Source organism: Chryseobacterium sp. DT-167, from assembly GCF_058310155.1.
The window spans coordinates 177,816-202,568 of record NZ_JBZEEQ010000007.1 but is presented as its reverse complement, the minus strand read 5'-3'; the positions used below and the strand labels follow the sequence as shown (position 1 = coordinate 202,568).

The following is a 24,753-nucleotide window of genomic DNA, read 5'->3' as shown; positions in this document are numbered from 1 at the left end:
TCAGAAATTATGATCAATTTTAATAAAAAATTTATTGCTGCTTTATTTTTAGCATCATTAACCTTCAGTACAGGTTGTAATGAGATATTAGATGAGCAGCCGAGAGGTATATATACACCAGAAGACTTCACTACCGAAAGAGGAATTTCACAAGGTGTTACTTCACTGTACAGACAATTGCGTATGCTATATGGAAATGGATATTTTCTGAATGCAAATATGACAGGTACAGACGAAGCTACATGGGCACAAAGTGCAGATGGAAACTTTAAGGATTTAGATATGACTGGTGGAGCTGGCAGTATAAACTCGAACACTTTTCCTACTAGTATGATATGGGGTTCTGTTTTTCCGTCCATAAATACTGCAAATGGAATTATTGAAAACGGTTCTGGAGCAGGTATTGCAGAATCATTAATTTCAGAAGCAAGATTTTTCCGTTCTTTCAACTACTTCTTATTGGTTCAGACCTATGGAGGGGTGCCGCTTGACTTAGGATCTGGTGAGCTAAAGTTTAATATCAATCCTAAAACCACTTCGTCAAGAAATACAGTAACTGAAGTATATACGAAAGCGATCTTTCCAGATTTAATCAAAGCTGTTGCAAATCTCCCTACCAATCCGAGAGTTACCGGTGGCGTTACAAAGAATGTAGCAAGATTATATCTTTCAAAAGCATATTTAACATATGCATGGTGGTTACAAAACCCGAATAGCATCCCGACATATCCTGAAACTCCGAGAACAGATCCGGACGGTCATAATGCTCAATGGTACTTTCAAAAAGCTTATGATGTAGCTTTAGAAGGTATCAATGCTCCTGGACCATATGCTTTAATGCCAACCTATTACGACATTCACCGAGGAGATAATGATCGTAACAAGGAATGTATGCTATATGCTGATCATACAGAAACCAGTGCTTACTTTAATGAAGGGGTTATTCAGGCAAGCTACGGGGATGGGTGGTCCCCAAATAATTTTGCAGCGTGGATGTTTACGTTCAATTACACCAACCTTAAAAGCAGCTTATCAAGTACATCATTTTCTAACGCAAGTTCAGTTCAGAGAGCGGCTACCCAATCTTTAGGAAGACCTTGGGTCCGTATGGCGCCGACGATAGAACTTATTAAAAATACCTTTGCAGATAAAACGAATGATTCACGTTATGACGGTACTTTTGTTACAACGTATAGAGGAAACTGGAATAAAGAAGGTACCGGACTTACCAATGTTTCAACACTATATAATGCAAATAATTTACCAATACAACCTGGAGATGCAGTACTTTCATTCTTAGATAATGATTCTCAGACACCCACTTATCCTTCAAACGGAGGACAGAATGGTGTTGGAGCGGGAGTTTTACCGGGCAGAGCAGACTGGGTAGTTGCACCTAGCGGAATTAGCAGAATTGTTTATCCTGGGATATGGAAAATTGGAACCTACCGTACAGATAATGGTAATGGTTTAGGATATCCGAATCCAAGCTTAACGCGTCCTTTTGTTGCAGCTAAGTTTTCTGAATTTTATTTCCTCGCTGCTGAAGCTGCAATTAAAGGAGCGTCAGGACCATCATCTGCAAGGGATCTTATCAATGTGATACGTGCAAGAGCTGGAAAATGGGTGTGGAGTGTCAACGGGAACGTTTCAAAAGTGCAGGATAATAGTGCTGCAATGATTGCTGCAACGCCGATGACGATAACTTTAGATTATCTTCTGGCAGAAAGATCGAGAGAATATTTTGGAGAGGGCTACAGATGGTATGATCTGGTAAGAACTCAAACTTGGACTCAAAAATCAGCAACGTATTCTATTGGAGGTGTTAACTATGGAAATCATACTCCACAAACTGTATCAAGAACAATACAGCCATACCACTATCTAAGACCGATTCCGCAAGGACAATTAGATGCAATGGAAGTATCGGCCGACATTAAAGCAAAATACCAAAACCCTGGTTATTAAAACAACAAAAATACATTCATGTTAACAGCAGCAAAGTAGGTGTATTCATTGCACCTGCTTTGTTTTAATTAAAATTTCTAAAGTATTATGGAAAAAACCTGGCGTTGGTTTGGTAAAAAAGACAAAATACAATTAAATATGCTCCGCCAAATCGGAGTGGAAGGCATTGTTTCTGCGCTTCACGATATTCCAAACGGAGAAGTTTGGTCGTTAGACGCAATTAATGACTATAAAAATTATATAGAAAGTTTCGGTCTTCGCTGGTCTGTTGTAGAAAGTCTGGCAGTAAGTGAAGCCATAAAATATGGAGGAGAAAACAGAGATCAATTAATAAAAAATTACATCACTAGTCTTGAAAATCTCGGTAAAGCAGGAGTAACAACGGTTTGTTACAACTTTATGCCGGTTTTAGACTGGGCACGTACAGATTTGTTTCATCAATGGGAAGACGGCTCATCGTCATTGTACTTTGATAAGGCAAAATTTGCTTATTTTGAAATTTATATTCTGCAACGAAAAGGTGCAGAAAACGATTATAGTTCAGAGATTCTTCAGAAAGTAGATGAACTAAAAAATACTTTAACGGAAGAAGATAACAATGATTTGATAGACTCAGTCATTGTAAAAACACAGGGTTTTGTTAACGGAAATATCAAGGAAGGAGACCAGAATCCGGTAGCTATTTTCAAAAGTTTATTGGCTTTATATGATGGAATTGATAAAAATCAGCTTCGTCAGAATATGAAATATTTCCTGGAAAAAATAATGCCGGTTTGCGAAAAATGGAACATCCAGATGTGTGTACATCCCGATGATCCGCCATTTTCATTGTTAGGTTTACCAAGAATCGTGACCAACGAAGAAGATATAGACTGGTTCCTGAACGAGGTTGACAATCCACACAACGGACTGACATTCTGTGCAGGTTCTTTAAGTGCCAATCTTCAGAATGATGTTCCGAAGCTAGCTCAAAAGTTTGCGCGCCATACAAAATTTGTTCACTTAAGAAGTACCAATGTTTTTGAAAACGGAGATTTTATTGAAGCTCATCATTTGGGAGGAAGAGGAAAGCTTATTGATGTAATCCGCGTATTTGAAAAAGAAAATCCGGATTTACCAATGCGCATCGACCACGGAAGATTATTGACGGATGATATTGATAAAGGTTATAATCCGGGATATTCTTTCTTAGGAAGAATGCTTGCTTTGGGTCAGATTGAAGGTGTGATGGCGGCAGTACAGTCAGAATTGCAAAGAGATTAATCTAACGTTTGTAATAAATTTTCATAAAAGTAAAAATGAACGAAATATTCAGTATTAAAAATAAAGTAACCGTCATTACAGGTGCTTCCGGGGTTTTAGGCGGAAGCTTGGCAAAAAGTTTCATTGAAGCCGGAGCAAAAATTGTTGCGCTTGGGAGAAATCAACAAACTTTGGATGCCCGTGTAAAAGAACTGACAGATTTGAATGGTGATTCATTTGCGGTAGAAGCCAATGTTACGAATATTGAAAGTCTTGAAGCCGCTTCAAAGAAAATTACAGAAAAATACGGCAGAATCGACATTCTGCTCAATATTGCGGGAGGAAATATTCCTGCGGCAACACTCTCTCCCGAACAATCTTTTTTCGATATGAATGTGAACGGGTGGGATGAGGTGACAAATCTCAATATCAACGGAACTGTTTATCCGAGCTATGTGTTCGGAAAAGTAATGGCAGAGCAGGGAAGCGGAAGTATTGTAAATATTTCCTCAATGGCAGCATATTCCGCAATCACAAGAGTGGCAGGATATTCAGCAGCCAAATCGGCGATTACCAATTTCACACAATGGCTGGCTTCGGATGTAGCATTGAAATTTGGTGACAAAATCCGTGTGAATGCTGTTGCTCCCGGTTTTTTCATTGGCGACCAGAACCGTGCGATTCTATTAAATTCTGACGGATCTCTAACTGACCGAAGCAAAAAAGTAATTGGCAAGACACCAATGCAGAGATTTGGTGAAGTCGAAGAACTGAACGGAGCAGTACAGTTTCTGTGTTCGGATGCAGCAAGTTTCATTACAGGTGCTTTACTGCCGGTCGACGGTGGATTTAGCGCATTCAGCGGGGTTTAGATCGGTATTATTTTCTTTTATATAGTTTGCAGGACCTTAATGATTCTCACAGTTAAGGTCTTGTTTTTAAAATTTTTATAAAATCAAATCAGTTTTTTAAATTAAATAATGACTCATTCTGTTAAGAATAAAAAGTTTGCTGAGAATCGTTTTTTTACTGGAATCTGCAAAGTTTTCTATGTTGCAGCTTGGGGAATTATTAAAACGAAAAGTAAGATGAATTCTGTTGAAAAAAATGAAGCATAAAAAGTAAAAATGAACGTAAAACATTGCATATTAACCATCTGTATTTTCATTAGTGGGTTTTCCTTTGCCCAGAAAGGCGGGAAATACAAGCTTTGGTACGACAAACCCGCCAAACAATGGGTGGAAGCGTTACCTGTTGGAAACGGAAGATTGGCGGCAATGGTTTTCGGCGATCCTTCAAAAGAAAGACTTCAGCTGAATGAGGGCACATTCTGGTCGGGTGGTCCTTCCCGAAACGACAATCCTGATGGTTCCAAAGTGTTGGATTCTATTCGGTATTATTTATTTAACGGAAATTACAAAAGAGCCGAAGTCCTTTCCAATAAAGGTTTAACGGCAAAAACACTTCACGGTTCAGCTTTTCAGAATATCGGAGATTTGAATCTTGATTTTACTAATCTTGGCGATGTTAAAGATTATTATCGTGAGCTTGATATTGAAAAGGCAATAACAACGACCACATTTTACTCCAACGGAATTCATTATAAAAGAGAAGTTTTCGCTTCAATTTCGGATCAGGTAATTGTGATAAAACTAAGTTCAGACAAAAAAAATGCACTGAATTTCAATGCCGGATTCAACAGCGAACTCAAAAAAAATGTAAAAGCGATTGATGCAAATACCTTGCAGATGGACGGACTTTCCTCCACATTAGATGGCATTCAAGGTAAGGTTAAATTCAATGCATTGGCTAAATTTATTACTAAAGGTGGAAAAACTTCTGTTTCAGGAAACGGAATTTCGGTTGCCAATGCAGATGAAGTGATGATTCTGATTTCGATTGCCACCAACTTCACAGACTACAAAACTTTGAACACCGACGAAGTTTCAAAAAGCAAAAATTACATTACTCAAGCAGAAACAAAAAATTTCAATACCTTATTTAAAAATCATCTCAACGCTTACCAGAATTATTTCAAAAGGGTAGATTTCAACCTCGGAACTTCCCCTGCTTCACAATTTCCTACCGATATTCGTGTTAAGAATTTTACCACCAGTTACGACCCGGAACTTGTTTCATTGTATTATCAGTTTGGACGTTATCTCCTGATTTCATCATCGCAACCAGGCGGTCAGCCTGCTAATCTTCAAGGGATTTGGAACAACTCCAACAAACCGGCGTGGGACAGCAAATACACCATCAACATCAATACGGAAATGAATTACTGGTCTGCGGAAAAAACCAACCTGCCGGAAATGCACGAGCCATTGATTCAGATGATAAAAGATTTGAGCGTAACCGGAGCAGAAACAGCAAAAGTAATGTACAAAAGCCGTGGTTGGGTCGCACATCACAACACGGATATTTGGAGAATTACGGGCGTTGTGGACTTTGCCAATGCAGGACAATGGCCAATGGGAAGCGCCTGGCTTTCTCAGCATCTTTGGGAAAAATATTTATACAGCGGAGACAAAAATTATCTCAAATCCATTTATCCCGTTCTAAAATCTGCGACACAGTTCTATGAAGATTTCCTGATTGAAGAACCTACCCACAAATGGTTGGTTGTAAGTCCGTCTATGTCTCCCGAAAATATTCCGCAGGAACATCAGGGAAGTGCTTTGGCAGCAGGAAATACGATGGATAATCAGCTGATGTTCGACCTGTTCAGCAAAACAAAAAAAGCAGCACAAATTTTAAATATAGATTCAGATAAAATTCCGGTTTGGAACAATATCATTTCCAAGTTACCACCGATGAAAATAGGAAGATACGGTCAGCTTCAGGAATGGATGGAAGACTGGGACAACCCGAAAGACAATCACAGACACGTTTCTCATCTGTATGGATTGTTTCCAGGAAATCAAATCAATCCTGTCACAACACCTGAACTTTTTGATGCCTCAAAAACAGTTTTATTACATCGTGGTGATGTTTCTACAGGCTGGTCGATGGGCTGGAAAATCAATCTTTGGGCTAAATTATTAGACGGAAACCACGCAAATAAATTAATAAAAGACCAGTTGACTTTGGTAGAAAAAGACGGTTGGGGCGAAAAAGGAGGAACGTATCCGAATCTGTTTGATGCCCATCCGCCGTTTCAGATTGATGGAAATTTCGGTTGCACATCAGGAATTACAGAAATTCTTTTACAGACACAAAACGGAAGCATTGACATTTTACCAGCACTTCCCGACGAATGGAAAAACGGAAATATTTCCGGACTGAAAACGTATGGCGGTTTCGAGGTCAGCATCTTTTGGAAAGACAATCAAGCTACAGAAGTTGTCATCAAATCAAATCTGGGTGGAAACTGTAGAATCAGTGCACCTAATGAATTGGAATTGAAAGGAAAAAGCTTATTAAAAGTAGCATTGGGAAAAAATGAAAATCTTTATTTTGAAATTCCGAAAATCAAAGAACCTTTGATTTCTCCTGAAGCTCAATTAAATCCGGTGAAAACGAAACAAAGATTCACTTATGATTTTCCGACAGAAGCAGGAAAAACTTACATATTAAAAATTAAATAATAATCTAAAAATATAACAATGAAACAGAGAATAATGCATTCGATTTTTTTAAGAAAGAAAACAACAATGGCTGCTGTTGCCTTACTATCTTTTAGCAGCATTTCCGCACAGACTTTTTCAGACTTTTCCTATCGTGGAAATGATAAAATATACACAAACAATCCACTGAAAGAGAACGAATTTTATTCGCCGATTCTCCAGGGGTGTTATCCCGACCCGAGCATTACCAGAAAAGGAGACGATTATTATCTTGTAAACTCTTCATTTTCAATGTTTCCCGGCGTTCCGATTTTCACTTCAAAAGATTTGGTCAATTGGAAACAGGTTGGTCACGTTCTCGACAGACCTTCTCAGCTTAAGGTAGAAAAAGGTGGCGTTTCGCAGGGAATTTACGCTCCTGATATCAAATATAATAAAAACAACGACACTTTTTATATGATTACTACCCAGATTGCTGGTGGAGTAGGAAATATGGTCGTGAAAACCAAAGACCCTGCAAAAGGATGGAGCGAAGTTCAGAAACTGAATTTTGACGGAATTGATCCTGCAATTTTCTTTGATGATGATGGTAAAGCATACATCGTTCACAATGATGCGCCACCAAAAGGAACTGAGCAGTACAACGGTCACCGTGTCATCAAAATGTGGGATTACGATTTGGAAAAAGACCAGGTTATTGCGGGTTCAGATAAAATTATTGTAAACGGTGGTGTTGACCTTTCCCAAAAACCAATTTGGATAGAAGGTCCACATATTTATAAAAAGAACGGAAAATATTTCCTGATGTGCGCAGAAGGCGGAACTGGCGGTAACCACAGCGAAGTTATTTTTATGTCAGATTCTCCGAAAGGTCCTTTCATTCCGGCACAAAATAATCCTATTTTAACTCAGCGATATTTCCCGAAAGACAGAAAAGATAAAGTGGATTGGGCGGGCCACGCTGATTTGGTGGAAACTCCTGATGGAAAATATTTCGGAGTATTTCTGGCGATTCGTCCAAACGAAAAAGGACGTGTGAATCACGGAAGAGAAACTTTCATTCTTCCCGTAGACTGGAGTGGAACGTATCCTGTGTTTGAAAACGGTTTAGTTCCAATGAAACCAAAATTGAAATTACCGGAAGGCGTAAAAAACCAAACCGGACAAACCGGATTTTTCCCGAACGGAAATTTCACTTACAACGATAAGCTGACGGATAAAAACCTGGATTATCGATGGATTGCAATGCGTGGACCTCGTGAAAACTTTATTACTACAGCAAAAAACGGTGTAAAAGTCACTCCTTTTGAAACCAATATAAAAGCTTTGGCTCCGGTTTCGGCATTATTCCACAGATTGCAACACGAAGATTTTGAGACTTCCGTAACGTTGGATTTCAAACCGAAATCTGAAAAAGAATTGGCAGGAATAACTTGTTATCAAAGCGAAAGATTCAATTACGTTTTTGGAATTACCAAAAAAGATAAAGACTTTTACATCGTTTTGGAGAGAACAGAAAAAGGAGAATCGAAACTTATTGCCAGCGAAAAGATTTCACTTTCAAAAACGATCAAATTGCAGGTAGTTGGTGAAAAAGATGAACATCAATTTAATTATTCTTTGGATGGCAAAAACTTCAAAAACCTTGGAGGTCCGGTTTCCGGAGATATTCTTTCAACCGATGTGGCAGGTGGTTTCACAGGAAGTTTGATTGGTTTGTATAGCACATCTTCTAATGATATTGTGCCAAATTAATATAAAAATGATAATCTCGCAGATTAAACAGATTGAGCTGATTTTTAATAACACAATTATCTGCCAAATCCGTAAAATCTGCGAGAGAAAAAGTTAAAATCACCACCAAAATATTAAAATTTTGAAAATTAATAAACCATTTTATATAGTTTCTTTTTTTGGATTTATCGGGTTGAATCTCCTTTCGGCCCAGGTAAATCCTGCCCAGAAACAGCAGACGACGGCATTTACCAATCCTGTCATTTGGGCAGATGCTCCGGATTTGTCAGTCACCAGAAACGGTGATGATTTTTATCTCATAAGCACCACGATGCACCTGATGCCGGGGGCGCCGGTAATGCATTCCAGAGATCTCGTACATTGGGAAATGTCAAGCTATGTTTTCAATACATTGAATGATAATTCCAAATATGATTTGATTGACGGAACGGTTTACGGTCGCGGACAATGGGCATCTTCCATCCGATATCACAAAGGAAAATATTACGTTTTATTCTCTCCTAATGACGAACCATTTAAATCTTATTTTTATGTAACGGATAATCCCGAAAAAGGAAACTGGAAACTGATCACAAGAACCAGACATTTTCACGATGCTTCGTTGCTATTTGATGATGACGACAGGGTTTATGTCTTCACTTCCAACAAAGTTTTTGAATTAAGTTCTGATTTTAAAGAAGTCATCGGAAATCCTGAAGGTACGGTAGTTTTTGAAAAGGATTCTTCGGAAACCGGACTTCTGGAAGGCAATCAAATCATTAAAAAAAACGGAAAATATTATATGATGATGATTTCCTGGCCAAAAGGCGGGAAACGCCGTCAGGAAGTTTACAGAGCGGATAAAGTGACTGGACCTTATGAGAAAAAAGTCATTCTCGAAGACAACTTTTTAGGATTTTCCTACGCTGGGCAAGGTGCTTTGATTGATGATAAAAACGGGAATTGGTATTCACTGATTTTTCAGGACAGAGGCGGAGTAGGACGCGTTCCGATTTTGATTCCTGTAAAATGGGAAAATGACTGGCCGGTTTTAGGCGGCAACGGAAAAGTCCCTTTAAAAGGTGAAATTCCTCTTCCTCCGTTTAAACCGAAAAATAACATCGTGGAAAGTGATGAGTTTTCAGATAAAAAACTGAAAATCCAATGGCAATGGAACCATAATCCAATGAACGAAGCCTGGTCTTTATCCGAGAAAAAAGGCTTTCTGAGATTAAAAACGAGCCGTGTTGTAGATAATATTTATGCAGCTCCAAATACTTTAACGCAAAGGATGACTGGTCCAAAATCAAGTGCTATTGTTGCGTTAGATTTGAAGGGAATGAAAGACGGTGATGTTGCAGGATTCAGTGCATTTAATGGTGATTCAGGATTATTATCGGTTATAAAAGAAGGGAACCAGAAATTTTTGACTTTTTCTACTAATGAAGTCAGTCTTGATAATAAAACGAAAGCGATTACCGGAGTCAAAAAGGAAGAGAAAAAGCGTATTCCCTTAACTTCAGATAAGATTTTCCTCCGTATTGAAACAGACTTTAATCTTGGAAAAGATTTAGCAGATTTTTCTTACAGTACCGACCAGAAAAACTGGACAGAAATGGAGAAAGATTACAAAATGATTTTCGATTACAGAAGGTTATTCATGGGTTCCAAATTTGCGATTTTCAATTTTGCAACGAAAAGTACGGGAGGTTTTGTAGATATTGATTTTTTCAGAATTACAGATCCTTCAGTCATAAAATAAATATTTTAAATTAATGTTTAAAAATAAAAATAATTCCGTTGGATATTATTTTTTTGTCTAAATTAATAAGTGTAAAAAATACAAATAAAAATTATGAAAAATTCTATTGTATTGGCTTTAGGTTTTATTTTATCAGGAATTTTTATTTCTGCACAAACTTTTGATAAACAGGCACCGCAAGGTTTCGACGTTGAAAAAAAAGAAATTCCCCACGGGAAAATTGATACCATAAAATATGAATCAAAAACGGTAGGAACTCAAAGAAAAGCTTTGATTTATACACCGCCAGGTTTCAAAAAAGGAAATAAATATCCGGTTTTATATCTGCTTCACGGCATTGGTGGAGATGAAAAAGAATGGTTCAGAAACGGAACGCCCCAGATTATTCTCGACAATCTTTATGCGCAGGGAAAACTAATGCCGATGATTGTTGTTTTGCCCAATGGCAGAGCGATGAAAGACGACAGAGCAACGGGAAATATTATGGCAAAAGATAAAGTGGAAGCTTTTGCAACTTTCGAAAAAGATTTGCTGAACGATCTGATTCCTTTCATCGAAAAAAAATATCCTGTTAAAAAAAGCAGAGAAAACAGAGCGATTGCCGGACTGTCAATGGGTGGCGGACAAACCCTGAATTTCGGATTGGGAAATATCGACAAATTCGCTTGGGTAGGCGGATTTTCATCTGCTCCGAATACCAAAGAACCTCAACAATTACTTCCGAATCCTGCAAAAGCTAAAGAATTAAAACTCCTTTGGATTTCCTGCGGCGACCAGGACGGATTGATGCCTTTCAGCAAAAGAACGAGTGATTATCTCACAGAAAATAAAATTCCGCACATCTTTTACATAGAACCGGGCGGTCACGATTTTAAAGTCTGGAAAAACGATTTGTATATCTTTTCACAGTTAATTTTTAAACCTGTCGATAAAACCAAATTTTCTGAATTTACGGTTTTTGGAAGTCCAGCCGAATCAAACGTCAGGAGTGCTCAATTTCCTCAGATTTTACCTAATGGAAAGGCAATTTTCAGAGTAAAAGCACCGGATGCGCAGAAAGTGCAAATCGATTTAGGGAAAAAATATGACCTCAAAAAAGAAACTTCCGGCGTTTGGACGGCAACCACAGATTCTTTGAGTGAAGGTTTTCATTATTACTCATTACTGATTGATAATGTTGCCGTTGCAGACCCGTCAAGCAAATCATTTTACGGAATGGGAAGATACGCCAGCGGAATCGAAATCCCTTTTGCCGGAGACGATTATTATGCCCTGAAAGACGTTCCGCACGGTGATATCCGTATTCAGAATTTGTATTCGAAAATCACAAATTCGTGGAGAAGAATGTTCATTTATACTCCGCCTGGATACGACAAAAATGTGAATGAAAGTTATCCGGTTCTCTACATTCTTCACGGTGGCGGCGAGGATGAAAGCGGTTGGGCAATGCAGGGAAAAACCAATCTGATTCTTGATAATCTGATTGCCGAAGGAAAAGCAAAACCGATGATTGTGGTAATGCCGGATGCGAATATCGGACCTGCCGGATTTGGAAATTTTGGTATCAGAAACCTTCAGATGTTTGAAAAAGAACTGAAAGAATCTGTAATTCCATTTACGGAATCTGGTTTCAGAGTTAAAAAAGATGCTTCTAACAGAGCTTTGGCAGGATTGTCAATGGGCGGGATTTATACGTTATACACAGGAATTCAGAACTCGGAAATGTTTTCTTCTCTGGGCGTTTTCAGTTCCGGATGGATGCTTCCTATGTTGCAGAACGTAGCCGACGACGAGTATAAATTTCTTACCGAAAATAAGGCGAAATTCAATTCAAATATTAAAAATTTCTGGATTGCGATGGGCGGAAAAGATGATATCGCTTACAAAAATGGTCAGATAATGAATAAAAAATTGGATGAGATCGGGATTAAATATTCCTATTCCGAATATACCGGCGGTCACACCTGGCCGGTTTGGAGAAACAATCTGTATCAGTTTGCTCAATTGCTTTTTAAAAATTAAAATTTAATCTTCAGTTTTTAAGCTGTTAAAATTTAATTCAAATCCACAATCACAAAATATGAATTTCAAAAAAATAAACATAAAAGCTTTACTTATTACCATTGTGGTACTATCAGGAATAGAGCAGAACGCCAATGCACAGTCGTATAAAAAAACAGATGCAGGATTGAGCTTTTCTACAGCTGATATGAATGTGGAAGTGAAATTTTACGGACCTCACACGGTGCGAATCATTAAATATCCTGCGGGAAAATCATTTGTAAAAAACAGCCTGTCTGTTATTAAACAGGAACAGAAAACAAAATTCTCAATTACAGAAAATAAAGATATTTTATTATTAAAAACAAATGATTTACAACTTTCCATTAATACAAAAAGCGGAGAAATTGCTTATACAACAACATCCGGAAAAGAACTTCTCAAAGAAAGCGGAAGTAGTTTCAAACCTTTTAACGATGCCGGAAATCCTACATATTCCGTAACCCAATCTTTTCAGTTGGAAAAAGACGAACCGATTTATGGTTTGGGAATTCTTCAGAACGGGAAATTATCCCAACGAAATCAGGATATCAGAATGGTACAAAACAACACCTGGGATTTTGTGCCTTTTTTCCAGTCTGTAAAAGGTTATGGCATTTTTTGGGATAATTATTCGCCAACTCAGTTTACCGATACTACTCAGAAAACATCTTTCGCTTCCGAAGTGGGAGAAGGCGTCGATTATTATTTTATGTACGGCGGAAATGCTGACGGCGTGGTTGCTTCAATGCGTGACCTTACCGGAAATGTTCCGATGTTTCCGCTATGGACGTATGGTTTCTGGCAAAGTAAAGAACGCTACAAAAGTCAGAATGAAATTGTAGATGTGGTCAAAAAATACCGTGATTTGAAAGTTCCTCTGGACGGAATTATTCAGGATTGGCAATATTGGGGAAACAATTATCAGTGGAATGCGATGGATTTTATCAGTCCCGATTTTCCTGATGCTAAAAAAATGATTAATGACATCCACGGAATGAATGCGCATTTGTCTGTTTCCATCTGGTCGTCATTCGGACCGATGACCAACCCTTACCGTGAAATGGACAAAAAAGGAATGCTTTTCAATTTTGGAACGTGGCCGGAATCGGGCAGAGAAGTTTGGCCTCCCGATATGAATTATCCTTCCGGAGTGCGTGTTTACGATGCCTATAATCCCGAAGCCAGGGATATTTACTGGAAATATCTGAATAAAGGCGTTTTCAGTCTTGGGGTAGACACTTGGTGGATGGATTCTACAGAACCAGATCATCTTAGCCAAAAATCTGAAGATTTAGACACGAAAACATATTTAGGCTCTTTCAGAAAAGTTAGAAATGCGTATCCGTTGATGACTGTTGGTGGGGTTTATGACCATCAGCGATCTGAAACAAGTGATAAAAGAGTTTTTATTTTGACAAGGTCTGCATTTGCGGGTCAGCAACGATATGGCGCCAATACTTGGTCGGGCGATGTTAATTCTTCTTGGGAATCTTTGCGAAATCAGGTTCCGGCTGGTTTAAATTTTAGCCTTACCGGAAACCCTAATTTCAATTCGGACATCGGTGGATTCTTTGCCGGAACTTATAAAAAAGGCTGGAGCGAGAGTTCAGGTTCAAAAAATCCGATGTTTCAGGAATTGTATGTACGTTGGTTGCAATACGGAACCTTCACGCCGATGATGCGTTCGCACGGAGCCGATGTACCGAGAGAGATTTACCAGTTCGGAAAAAAAGGAGAGGTGGTTTATGATGCTGTTGAGAAATTCATCAGATTAAGATACAGTATGTTACCTTATATTTATTCTGTTTCTAGGAACGTTTCTAAAAACCAGTCGAGTTTTATGAGAGCGTTGGCAATGGATTTTGCAGAAGATAAAAAAGTTTGGGACATCAATAATGAATATATGTTTGGGAAATCCTTCCTGGTCGCTCCCGTACTGAATGCACAATACACCCCTGAAAAAATAGTAAAGACCAACGAACAAACCGGTTGGGATAAAAAAGAGGAGATTCAAAAAGGACCTTCTGCTACGGATGTAGATTTTACACAAAATAAATCGGTCAAAGTCTATCTTCCATCCGGTTCTGTATGGTATGACTACTGGACCAATGCAAAGCATAACGGCGGACAGGAAATCGAAAAAACGGTCAATATTCAAAGTATTCCTTTGTATGTAAAAGGCGGAAGTATTATTCCTTTCGGTCCCGATGTTCAGTATGCAACTGAGAAAAAATGGGACAATCTTACTATTAAAGTTTATCCGGGTTCAGATGCAGATTTTGTTTTATACGAAGATGAATTTGACAATTACAATTACGAAAGAGGAGATTTTACAGAAATACCAATGCATTGGAATGACAAATGCCATACGCTAACTATTGACACTCGAAAAGGAAAATATAAGGGAATGCTTGAGAAAAGAAATTTTACCATAATTCTTCCTGATGGTCAGCAGAATACAGTTTCTTACTCCGGAAAAAATACTAAAGTCGTAATAAAATAACAGAATCCGAATTTGTAGAATTAAATCAAAAAAGAAGATATGCTAAGAAATACCTTTTATAAAATTTTCATTTTAAACTTCATACTCTGTTTGTCACAAAACGGAAACGTCTTCGCACAACAAACTTCAGGAATCACAGAAAATATCATTTCAGATAATAATGGTTTTCCAATTGTTTCAACGGACGGAAATGTTGCAAATTTATTTTATGATAAATCAGAAAATGTTGCAGTTATTCGTGCTGCGAAAGATTTGCAGTCAGATATCCAAAAAGTAACAGGAAAATTACCCAATCTTTCAACTACGGAAGCTTTCGGAGAATTTGAAATCATCATTGGAACTTTAGGCACAAATAAAATCATTGACAAACTTATTTCATCCAAAAAAATCAATGCCAAAGATTTAAAAGGAAAATGGGAAAGTTTCGTAATTACGACTGTCGAAAATCCAAAATTCAAATCCAAAAAACAGCTCATCATTGCAGGAAGCGACAGAAGAGGAACCATTTACGGAATCTATGAATTATCAAAACAATTAGGCGTTTCTCCGTGGTATTACTGGAATGATGTTCCCGTAAAAAAACGTTCTTCGGCATACGTAATTCCGGGATATTTTGCTTCTGGCGAGCCTAAAGTAAAATACCGTGGAATTTTCATTAATGATGAAGAACCTGCTTTTGGAACTTGGGCAAGAACCAAATTCGGAGACATCAACAGCAAAATGTATGCGAATATGTTTGAGCTTTTGCTTCGTCTCAGAGCCAATTATCTGTGGCCTGCAATGTGGGGAAAAGCCTTCAACGAAGACGATCCGCTCAATCCTAAAGTAGCTGATGAATATGGAATCGTGATGGGAACTTCGCACCACGAACCGATGATGCGTGCCCAAAAAGAATGGGGAAATCACCGCAAAGAATACGGAAACGGCGAATGGAATTACCACACCAACAAAGATGGTCTTCTGAAATTTTGGGAAGACGGTTTTAGCCGAAACAAAAACTACGACAATCTCATAACGATGGGAATGCGTGGCGATGGCGATGAACCGATGAGCGATTTGGGAAGTGCTGAAGCCAATTTTAAATTGCTGGAGAAAATTATGCAGGATCAGCGTAAAATTATCGAAAAAGTAACTAAAAAACCGGCAAAAGAAACACCACAGCTTTGGGCGTTGTACAGCGAAGTTTTGGATTATTACGACCAGGGAATGAAAGTTCCGGATGATATGACGATTCTGCTTTGTGATGACAATTGGGGAAATGTCCGCCGACTGCCTTATCTCGATGCGAAAAAACATCCGGGAGGTTATGGAATGTATTACCACGTCGATTTGCACGGTGCACCAAGAGCCTATCAATGGCTGAATATGACGCAGATTCCGCATATGTGGGAACAGTTGCAATTGACCTATAGTTATGGTGTGGATAAAATCTGGATTCTGAATGTTGGAGATTTAAAACCCAACGAATATCCAATGGATTTCTTCCTGAATATGGCGTGGAATCCGACTTCTTTTACTCCGGATAATCTTGAAAATTATACTGTAAAGTTTGCAGAAGAACATTTTGGAAATCACAATGCGAAGGAAATTGCAGAAATCATCAATCTGTATTGTAAATACAACTCAAGAGTTTCCGCAGAAATGATGAATCACAAAACCTACAATCTCCAAAGCGGAGAATTTCTACAGGTAAGAGATTCGTATTTGGCTTTGGAAACAAGAGCTTTGAGACAGTTTTTGATTTTAGATGAAGCTTACAAAGACACTTACAAACAGATCGTTTTGCATCCTGTTCGTGCAATGGCCAATCTCTACGATATGTATTATGCAGTTGCAATGAACCACAAACTGGCGGATGAAAAAGATACGAAAGCAAATTATTGGGCAGATTATGCCGATGAATGTTTCGCCAGAGATGCCGAATACACGAAAGATTACAACCTGAATATTTCCGGTGGAAAATGGAATCATATGATGGATCAAACACACATCGGCTACAAATCTTGGGACGAACCGAAAGAAGGAAACATAAAGCCAACCGTTTACAGAATCACTTCCGAAGAATCTAAAACCGGCGGTTATATTTTCGAAGAAAAGAATGGTGTAGTGGCAATGGAAGCCGAACATTTTTTTGAAACTAAAAATCCAAAAAACACAAAATGGACAGTCATTCCTGATTTGGGAAGAACGCTATCCGGAATTGCCTTGATGCCTTACACCGAGAAAACAGACGGTTCTTCCATTACATATCAATTCAAATTAAAAAATAATTCTTCCACTGTAAAAGTTCATTTTTTCTTTGATTCTACACTTCCTTTCAAAAAAGGAGGACACAGCGTTAAAGCTTATTTCGATAAAAATGATTCAAAAACGATTGGCATCAATCAGGATTTGACCTGGGCAAATAATTATACCAAAATGTATCCTGCAGCTGCGGCGAGATTAGTGGAAAAAACCGAAATATTTGCAGTCTCTCCGAATGAAAATGGTTTACATACTTTAACAATGGAACCGTTAGACCCCGGAATTGTTTTGTACAAAGTAGTTGTAGATATCGGTGGTTACGAAGAAACGTATCTGAAAATGGATGAAAGTCCTAAAAAAAGATAAAATTAAAATTATGAAGGTTTTTAAAAATATTCTGGTGTTTTCATTATTCATTTTTGCTTTGAATAATGCTTTTGCTCAGGTTGAAAAAAGCAAAACTTCTTTACAGAAAGAATTTCGCTACACGAATCCAATAACGAGAGATTCCGCTATTTCTATGCGTGATCATTTCATCATCAAAGTAGATGATTTGTGGTATTGTGTAGGAACTTCCAACCCGGTTTGGACAGGTCCAAATCCCGGTGTCAGAATGTTGGTTTCTAAAGATTTAATCAACTGGAAACAGCACTCTTTTATCATCGATGCCAAAAAACTTCCGAAAGACACACCTTATAATGGCAGATTCTGGGCTCCCGAAATTCATTTTATTCAGGGAAAATATTGGCTGACCGTAAACAGCGGAAAAGTGACCAAAGAAGATCCGAAAGGAATGGCAACGCACAGCGTCTGGTTGTTTTCAGCAGATGAAGTTACCGGACCTTACAAATTGGTCAATGGTCCTCTGACACCACAATATAACAATGATTCAACTTTGTTTGAAGATGAAGACGGACAGGTTTATCTCTATTGCAGTGGTAACGGACTTTTTCAGGCTAAAATTGATTTGAAGACCGGAAAGTTAACGACTCCTATTCAGAAATTTCTCGATAAAAAACAACCAGGCTGGCCAGAATGGATGGTTGGCGGAATCGAAGGGCCTTTCGTGATTAAAAAAGAAGGAACCTATTTTATGTTTTTTTCAACCTGGACAAGAGGTTATGAAGTGGGATTGTTGAAATCAAAATCACCTCTCGGACCTTGGGAATTGGCTTCCCCAGAACCGATTTTTGGAACTCGAAAAAAAGGTTACCGAACCGAAATGGCAAAAGAAAACGGTTACGATAATCTATTCTTTACAGATACCGAAGATCCTTATCAGGAAACCGGACATAACGCTTTGTTCATCGGTCCGGACGGTAATCTCTGGAATTCCTGCCATTATTTTATGTATGAAAAAAGACCGTATCCGTACAGTCAAACTTTTCAGCCTTGGGAGTTAGGTCCGCAAATGGGAATCGAGCCCGTACACTACAAAGACGGAATGTTTTACATCACAGGTCCAACTTGGACAGAGCAAATCATTACATATTAAATTCAAAAAAAATTAATTATGATTAAGAAAACAATTTTAAAATACACTTTAAATATTGCATTGCTGACAACAGGATTATCGCTGTCTGCCCAGAATCCCATCATTCAGACCAAATTTACGGCTGATCCTGCGCCAATGGTTTACAAAGACACCGTTTTTCTGTACACCAGTCACGATGAAGATGATGCGTTCGGATTTAAAATGAAAGACTGGCTGTTGTACACTTCAACCGATATGGTCAATTGGACAGACCACGGCGTTGTGGCTTCATTAAAGGATTTCAAATGGACAGATCCGGAAAACGGAGCGTGGGCACCTCAGGTCATCGAAAGAAACGGCAAGTTTTATATGTATTGCCCGATGCCGGGACAAAGAGGAATCGGTGTTTTGGTGGCAGACAGTCCGTATGGTCCTTTTAAGGATCCTATCGGCAAACCACTTGTGAAGAATTCAAGCGACGATATTGATCCTACTGTTCTCATTAATGATGATGGACAGGCTTATCTGTACTGGGGAAATCCTAATTTGTGGTATGTAAAGCTGAATAAAGATATGATTTCTGTGGATGGACCGGTCGTAAAAGACCCTTCGATTGCAAAAGTCAAAGGTTCTCCCGACCCATTTCATTATCAGGAAGGACCTTGGGCTTGGAAACGCAACGGCAATTATTATATGGCGTATGCCTCAACGTGCTGTCCGGAAGGAATCGGTTATGCGATGGGCAAGTCGGCAACCGGTCCGTGGGAATTCAAGGGAATGATTATGGACAGCGACAAACGCTCCAACGGAAATCATCCTGGAATTATAGATTATAAAGGAAAATCTTATGTTTTCGGTTTCAATTACAATCTTGGAAAACAAACCATAAGCAAGCATTATGAGCGCCGTTCCATCTGTGTGAGCGAACTGACTTACAATGCCGATGGTACCATTCAAAAACTGCCGTTCTGGAATCCGGAAGGGGTAAAAAGAATTGCAACACTGAATCCATATGAAAAAGTAGAAGCAGAAACCATTGCTTACAGTGAAGGCTTGAAAACAGAAAAAATGACTGAATGGGAAAGAAATAATCCTTACGACACAGGCAAAAAAATCACTGACCGTTTGGTGGTTTCGTCTATCAACAACGGCGATTACCTCAAAGTTCAGGGCGTTGATTTTTCCAAAGGAACCAAATTCCTGGAAGTATCGGTGGCATCAATGAACGGTGGAAGCATAGAAATCCATACCGATGCTGTTGACGGACCAATATTAGGAATCGTTGAGGTAAAAGGAAAAGCAGAAGGCGACATTTTTAAAACCATAAAATCTTCGGTAAAAAATATAAAAGGCGTACACGATGTGTATTTCGTATTCAAAGGAAGCAAAGACCTTTTCTACTTCGATTGGTGGAAATTCAGTTCAAATTAAAGAATTACACAGACACTTCGACTTCGCTCAGTGTGACATCTCTAATACTAGCCGTTTGAATTTTAGCGGTGTCAGTCTGAGCGGAGTCGAAGACCTAGGTGAAGTTATGGACAATTCTATATTTTTTCAAATACAATAGATCATTTTAATCAATTTTAAAAATGTACAGATTTAAACTCTTTATTCTAAGTTTTTTCATAACCGGATGTTGCCTGAATGCCCAGAAAATAGTTTGGCTTGATGAGCTCGATCTCAGTGTTTCCACACAAGGTCACGGAACTCCGGGTATCAATACTTCCGTAGCCGGAAAACCATTGACTATTGCTGGAGAAGTGTTCAAAAGAGGTTTCGGAACACACGCGGAAAGTTCTTTGTTAATTAAGTTAGATGGGAAAGCAAAGACGTTTACGGCAGTGGTAGGACTCGATGATGAGGTTAAAGGGCAAAATCCTGCGGTAGTTTTTGAAATTTACGGCGATAACAAAAAGATTTGGTCAAGTGAATTGATGCATCTTGGCGATAAGGCAAAACCTGTATCGGTTTCATTAAAAGGTATTAATCAATTGGAATTGCTGGTGACCGATGGTGGCAATGGTCCTTATTACGATCACGCCAATTGGGTTGATGCAAAATTTGAAACCACAGGAGTGAATACCTTAAAAACATTCAATCCAATCTCATCGGAAGAATATATTTTAACACCAAAAGCTTCTGCAACGCCAAAAATCAATTCTGCAACAGTTTTCGGCGTTCGTCCCGGCTCTCCGTTTTTGTTCAGAATTCCTGCAACAGGAGAACGACCAATGATATTTTCCGCAAAAGGTCTTCCAAAAGGATTAAAATTAGATCAGAAAACCGGAATTATTACTGGAAAATTGAATAAAAAAGGAATTTATGAAGTGGAATTAATGGCTCAAAATGCAAAAGGAAAAACTTCAAAAAAATTAAAAATTAATTGCGGAGATAGGATTGCACTTACACCAACGATGGGCTGGAACAGTTGGAATTGTTTTGGGCTCGAAGTCTCTGCTGATAAGGTGAAACGTGCTGCAGATGCTTTGGTTAAAAGTGGTCTTGCAGACCACGGTTGGAGCTATATCAACATTGATGATTCCTGGCAGTACAACAGGGATTCCAAAGACCATTCCCAAATGCGTGATGAAAAAGGATTTATCATTCCCAACTCAAAATTCTCCGATATGAAAGGTCTTGCCGATTATGTACACCATAACGGATTAAAGATGGGAATTTATTCTTCTCCCGGTCCGTGGACTTGCGGTGGATGTGTCGGAAGCTACGGCTACGAAAGACAGGATGCAGAAAGCTACACAAAATGGGGCATTGATTATTTGAAATACGACTGGTGCAGTTATGGCGGAGTGATCGACGGTCTGCCGGAAAACGACACTTTCAAAGTTCCTTCCCTTGCATTTCAGGGCGGAGGCGACCCGGAAAAAGGAGTGAAACCTTTTAAGGTGATGGGCGATTTGCTTCGTCAGCAACCGAGAGATATTGTCTACAATCTTTGTCAGTACGGGATGGGAGACGTCTGGAAATGGGGCGATAAAGTGAATGCACAGTCTTGGAGAACGACCAACGATATCACTGATACCTGGGCAAGCGTCAAAAGCATTGCATTGGCCCAGGATAAAGCCGCTCCGTTTGCGAAACCAGGCAATTGGAACGACGCAGATATGCTTGTGGTGGGCGAAGTAGGTTGGGGAAATCCGCACAAAAGCCGTCTGAAACCGGACGAGCAATATCTCCATATCAGTCTTTGGAGCATATTTTCAGCGCCTTTGCTCATTGGTTGTGATTTAGAAAAATTAGATGATTTTACATTAAATCTTTTAACGAATGATGAGGTAATTGCCGTCAATCAGGATGCGTTAGGAAAACAGGGAATGTGTCTACAAACTATCGGAGAACTCAGACTTTATGTAAAAGAATTGGAAGACGGAAGTAAAGCCGTTGCTTTTGCCAATTTCGGGAGAGAAAAAGTGAGTATGAATTATAAAGATTTTTCGAAGTTGGGAATAGCCGGAAAACAAACCGTTCGTGATATTTGGAGGCAGAAAGATATTGCAAAAATGAATACCACAAGCGAAGGTCTGCCACTGGAAATTCCAGCTCACGGTGTGGCTTATTATAAATTTAACGGAATTAAATAATACAATATTCTAAAGTATTTTAATATGAACTGGAAAACCTTAATTTACCTTTTTATTCTCTTTCCTTTAATGGGGAATGCACAGTCCTATATCAATCATACCGTCAATCAAGATGGAGTGGTTGTGAAACTGTCAGAAGGTTTTTTGAAAATAAATCCGGTTCATAAAAACGCGGTAAGAATACAGTGGATAAAAGATTTACCGGTAGAAGAACGTGAGTTTGTTTTGGTTAACAAGCAAGAGATTCCGAAATTCAAATGTTCAGAGAAGAAAGATTTCTTAAAGCTTAAATCCGGAAACGTTACTGTTTTGCTCGATAAAAAAAATTCCAGGCTTACTTTTCTTGATAAAAAAGGAAAAGTGTTGCTGTCTGAAGCAATAAACACTCGAAAATTAACAGACAATACCATTTCATCCGAACCTGGCTATACTGCAGAACAAGGCTTTGAAACAACATCCGATGAATATCTTTTCGGGCTGGGTCAGTTTCAGGACGGTCATTATAATCTGAAAAATATCAGCAGAAAACTGATTCAGGTCAACAGCCAGATTGCGTTGCCTTTCCTTTATTCTTCCAAAGGATACGGTATTTTGTGGCATCAGTACGGATTATCGTGGTTTAATCCGGCGGACAACAATGTATTGCTTGAAAAGGATTCATCTTCAAAAGGAGAAGAAAAAGAAGTGACCACAACAAGCGGAACGGTGAAGGTTTCCCAACAGCAGGCATCATACAAAGGCAAATTATCTTTAGACAAAGATTCCAAATATACGTTTATGCTCGATTTAGGCGATATGGATAACCGTCATCTTTTGGTTATTGATGGAAAACCAGTGATTGACCAATCCAATCTATGGTTACCTCCCGCTGTAAGCACGAAAATTAAATTGAAAGCTGGTGAACATCAGATACAGGTCGTTTGTAAAGCTTCCAAGACACCTACTTTGAAATGGAGTGAAGCAAATAATGTGACGACTTTCCGCTCTCCAAACAGCAAAGCTTTGGATTATATTTTTTTTGCAGGCAATGATACGGATGAAGTCATAGAAGCTTACAGAGAACTTTCAGGTGAAGTTCCGATGCTTCCGAAATGGGCATTTGGATATTGGCAGTGCCGGGAGCGTTACACTTCAGCATCTCATCTTGTTGAGACAGTAAAAGAGTTTCGCAAACGAAAATTGCCAATGGATGTTATCGTTCAGGATTGGCAGTATTGGGGAAAATATGGATGGGGTGTTCCGAAATTTGATGAACAGCATTACCCCAACCCGGAACAATTTATTAAAGAATTACATCAGCTAAATTCAAAATTTTCCATATCCGTATGGGAAAATTTAGATAAAAAATCGGTTGTCGCAAAAGATTATGAAGGACTTTACATCCCGGACAGTCCGTGGATTGATATTTATAATCCGAAAACCCAAAATGTTCATTGGAATGCTTTAAATGATAACCTTTTTAAATTCGGGGTTGATTCCTGGTGGATGGATGCCACAGAACCGGAAAATGATGCATTGGCAGGAAAAAAAACGTATTTCGGAGCCGGAGAATTTTACAGATTGACCTATCCATTGTTCGTAAGCAAAGCAGTTTATGACGGACAAAGGAAAGCAAATCCCGATAAAAGAGTGGTGATATTAACGCGGTCTGCATTCCCAGGTCAGCAACGTTACGGAACCATTAATTGGTCGGGAGACATCGGCTGGGATTGGGATGCCTACAAAAGACAAATCGTAGCCGGACTCAATTATTCTTTGACCGGAATGCCGTATTGGACAACCGATATTGGTGGCTTTTTCCGACCTGGTTCGTCTCAATACACAGACCCGAAATACCACGACATTTTGATGAGATGGTTTCAGTGGGGTGTATTTTGTCCGATTTTCAGGACGCACGGTTACCAGTCCGAAACAGAACCCTGGAAATACGGTGATAAAGTGGAAGCAGAGATGCGGGAATTAATCAATTTGCGGTATCAGTTATTGCCTTATATCTACAGTCAGTCGTGGGAAGTCTCTCATCACAATTCAACAATAATGCGCCCGATGGTGATGGATTTCAAAGATGATTCGGAGGCTGTGAAACAAGCTTATCAGTATATGTTTGGAAAATCCATATTGGTTGCTCCTGTCACGATGCCGGAAGCGAAAGAGTGGAAGATATATCTTCCGAAAGGAAATTCGTGGTATAACTTCTGGACTGATAAAAATTATGATGGAGGACAAAATGTAACGGCTGATGCTTCCAAAAACAAAATCCCTTTGTTAATCAAAGCAGGGTCTATTATTCCTTTCGGACCGATAATGCAGTATTCTTCTGAAAAATCAAATGAAGCAATGACGATTAAAATCTATTGTGGTGAAAACGGTTTTTTTGAACTTTACGAAGATGAAGGCGATAACTACAATTATGAAAAAGGAAATTACAGCATCATTCCGTTTACCTGGAATGAAAAAAACAAAACCTTAAAGATTGGCTCACGTCAGGGAACTTTTGAAGGAATTACAGAAAAAAGAACTTTCAATATTAGCTTAATCGGATTGAATGGCAAAACAATAAACAGAAGCATTCTGTATGATGGCAGTGCTGTTGTGTCAAAATTTTAATGAAA

13 protein-coding genes are annotated in these 24,753 nt (G+C 38.8%); all 13 read left to right on the top strand.

The genetic code is table 11. From position 1 onward, the window contains the following. Nucleotides 1-9 precede the first annotated feature (9 nt). Complete coding sequence (locus tag AC4FQ5_RS11405; protein WP_491143385.1) at nucleotides 10-1,968, top strand: RagB/SusD family nutrient uptake outer membrane protein; 1,959 nt, start codon at nucleotides 10-12, stop codon at nucleotides 1,966-1,968. An 87-nt stretch (nucleotides 1,969-2,055) separates the two neighbouring features. Next, nucleotides 2,056-3,231, top strand: a complete 1,176-nt coding sequence (uxuA, locus tag AC4FQ5_RS11400; RefSeq protein ID WP_491143384.1) for a mannonate dehydratase — start codon at nucleotides 2,056-2,058, stop codon at nucleotides 3,229-3,231. Nucleotides 3,232-3,266: 35 nt separating this feature from the next. Next, a complete protein-coding gene (locus tag AC4FQ5_RS11395; protein WP_491143382.1) occupies nucleotides 3,267-4,082 on the top strand; it encodes an SDR family oxidoreductase in 816 nt (271 codons plus the stop codon). A gap of 255 nt (nucleotides 4,083-4,337) precedes the next feature. Beyond that, entirely contained in the window at nucleotides 4,338-6,800 is a 2,463-nt protein-coding gene (locus AC4FQ5_RS11390; RefSeq protein WP_491143380.1) for a glycoside hydrolase family 95 protein, read from the top strand. Between the two features lie 18 nt (nucleotides 6,801-6,818). After that, a complete protein-coding gene (locus AC4FQ5_RS11385; RefSeq protein ID WP_491143378.1) occupies nucleotides 6,819-8,534 on the top strand; it encodes a glycoside hydrolase family 43 protein in 1,716 nt (571 codons plus the stop codon). A 121-nt stretch (nucleotides 8,535-8,655) separates the two neighbouring features. Beyond that, on the top strand, nucleotides 8,656-10,275 hold the full coding sequence (locus AC4FQ5_RS11380; protein ID WP_491143376.1) for a glycoside hydrolase family 43 protein: 1,620 nt from the start codon (nucleotides 8,656-8,658) through the stop codon (nucleotides 10,273-10,275). Nucleotides 10,276-10,368: 93 nt separating this feature from the next. Beyond that, nucleotides 10,369-12,297 carry an alpha/beta hydrolase-fold protein gene (locus AC4FQ5_RS11375; protein ID WP_491143374.1) on the top strand — a complete coding sequence of 643 codons (1,929 nt, stop codon included), beginning with the start codon at nucleotides 10,369-10,371 and terminating at the stop codon, nucleotides 12,295-12,297. A gap of 58 nt (nucleotides 12,298-12,355) precedes the next feature. Then, the gene (locus AC4FQ5_RS11370) at nucleotides 12,356-14,821 is read left to right on the top strand and encodes a glycoside hydrolase family 31 protein (protein WP_491143372.1); all 2,466 of its coding nucleotides are present in this window, start codon (nucleotides 12,356-12,358) and stop codon (nucleotides 14,819-14,821) included. 39 nt (nucleotides 14,822-14,860) lie between these two features. Next, nucleotides 14,861-17,431: a glycosyl hydrolase 115 family protein gene (locus AC4FQ5_RS11365; protein WP_491143370.1), complete on the top strand. Its 2,571-nt coding sequence runs from the start codon at nucleotides 14,861-14,863 to the stop codon at nucleotides 17,429-17,431. 10 nt (nucleotides 17,432-17,441) lie between these two features. Continuing rightward, on the top strand, nucleotides 17,442-18,560 hold the full coding sequence (locus tag AC4FQ5_RS11360) for a glycoside hydrolase family 43 protein (protein ID WP_491143368.1): 1,119 nt from the start codon (nucleotides 17,442-17,444) through the stop codon (nucleotides 18,558-18,560). Nucleotides 18,561-18,578: 18 nt separating this feature from the next. Beyond that, nucleotides 18,579-19,970, top strand: coding sequence for a glycoside hydrolase family 43 protein (locus tag AC4FQ5_RS11355; protein WP_491143366.1), 1,392 nt, complete (start codon nucleotides 18,579-18,581; stop codon nucleotides 19,968-19,970). A gap of 161 nt (nucleotides 19,971-20,131) precedes the next feature. Beyond that, nucleotides 20,132-22,141, top strand: coding sequence for an NPCBM/NEW2 domain-containing protein (locus AC4FQ5_RS11350; protein WP_491143364.1), 2,010 nt, complete (start codon nucleotides 20,132-20,134; stop codon nucleotides 22,139-22,141). A gap of 24 nt (nucleotides 22,142-22,165) precedes the next feature. After that, nucleotides 22,166-24,748 (top strand): glycoside hydrolase family 31 protein, encoded by a 2,583-nt coding sequence (locus AC4FQ5_RS11345; RefSeq protein WP_491143363.1) that lies wholly within the window; start codon nucleotides 22,166-22,168, stop codon nucleotides 24,746-24,748. Nucleotides 24,749-24,753: the final 5 nt, after the last annotated feature.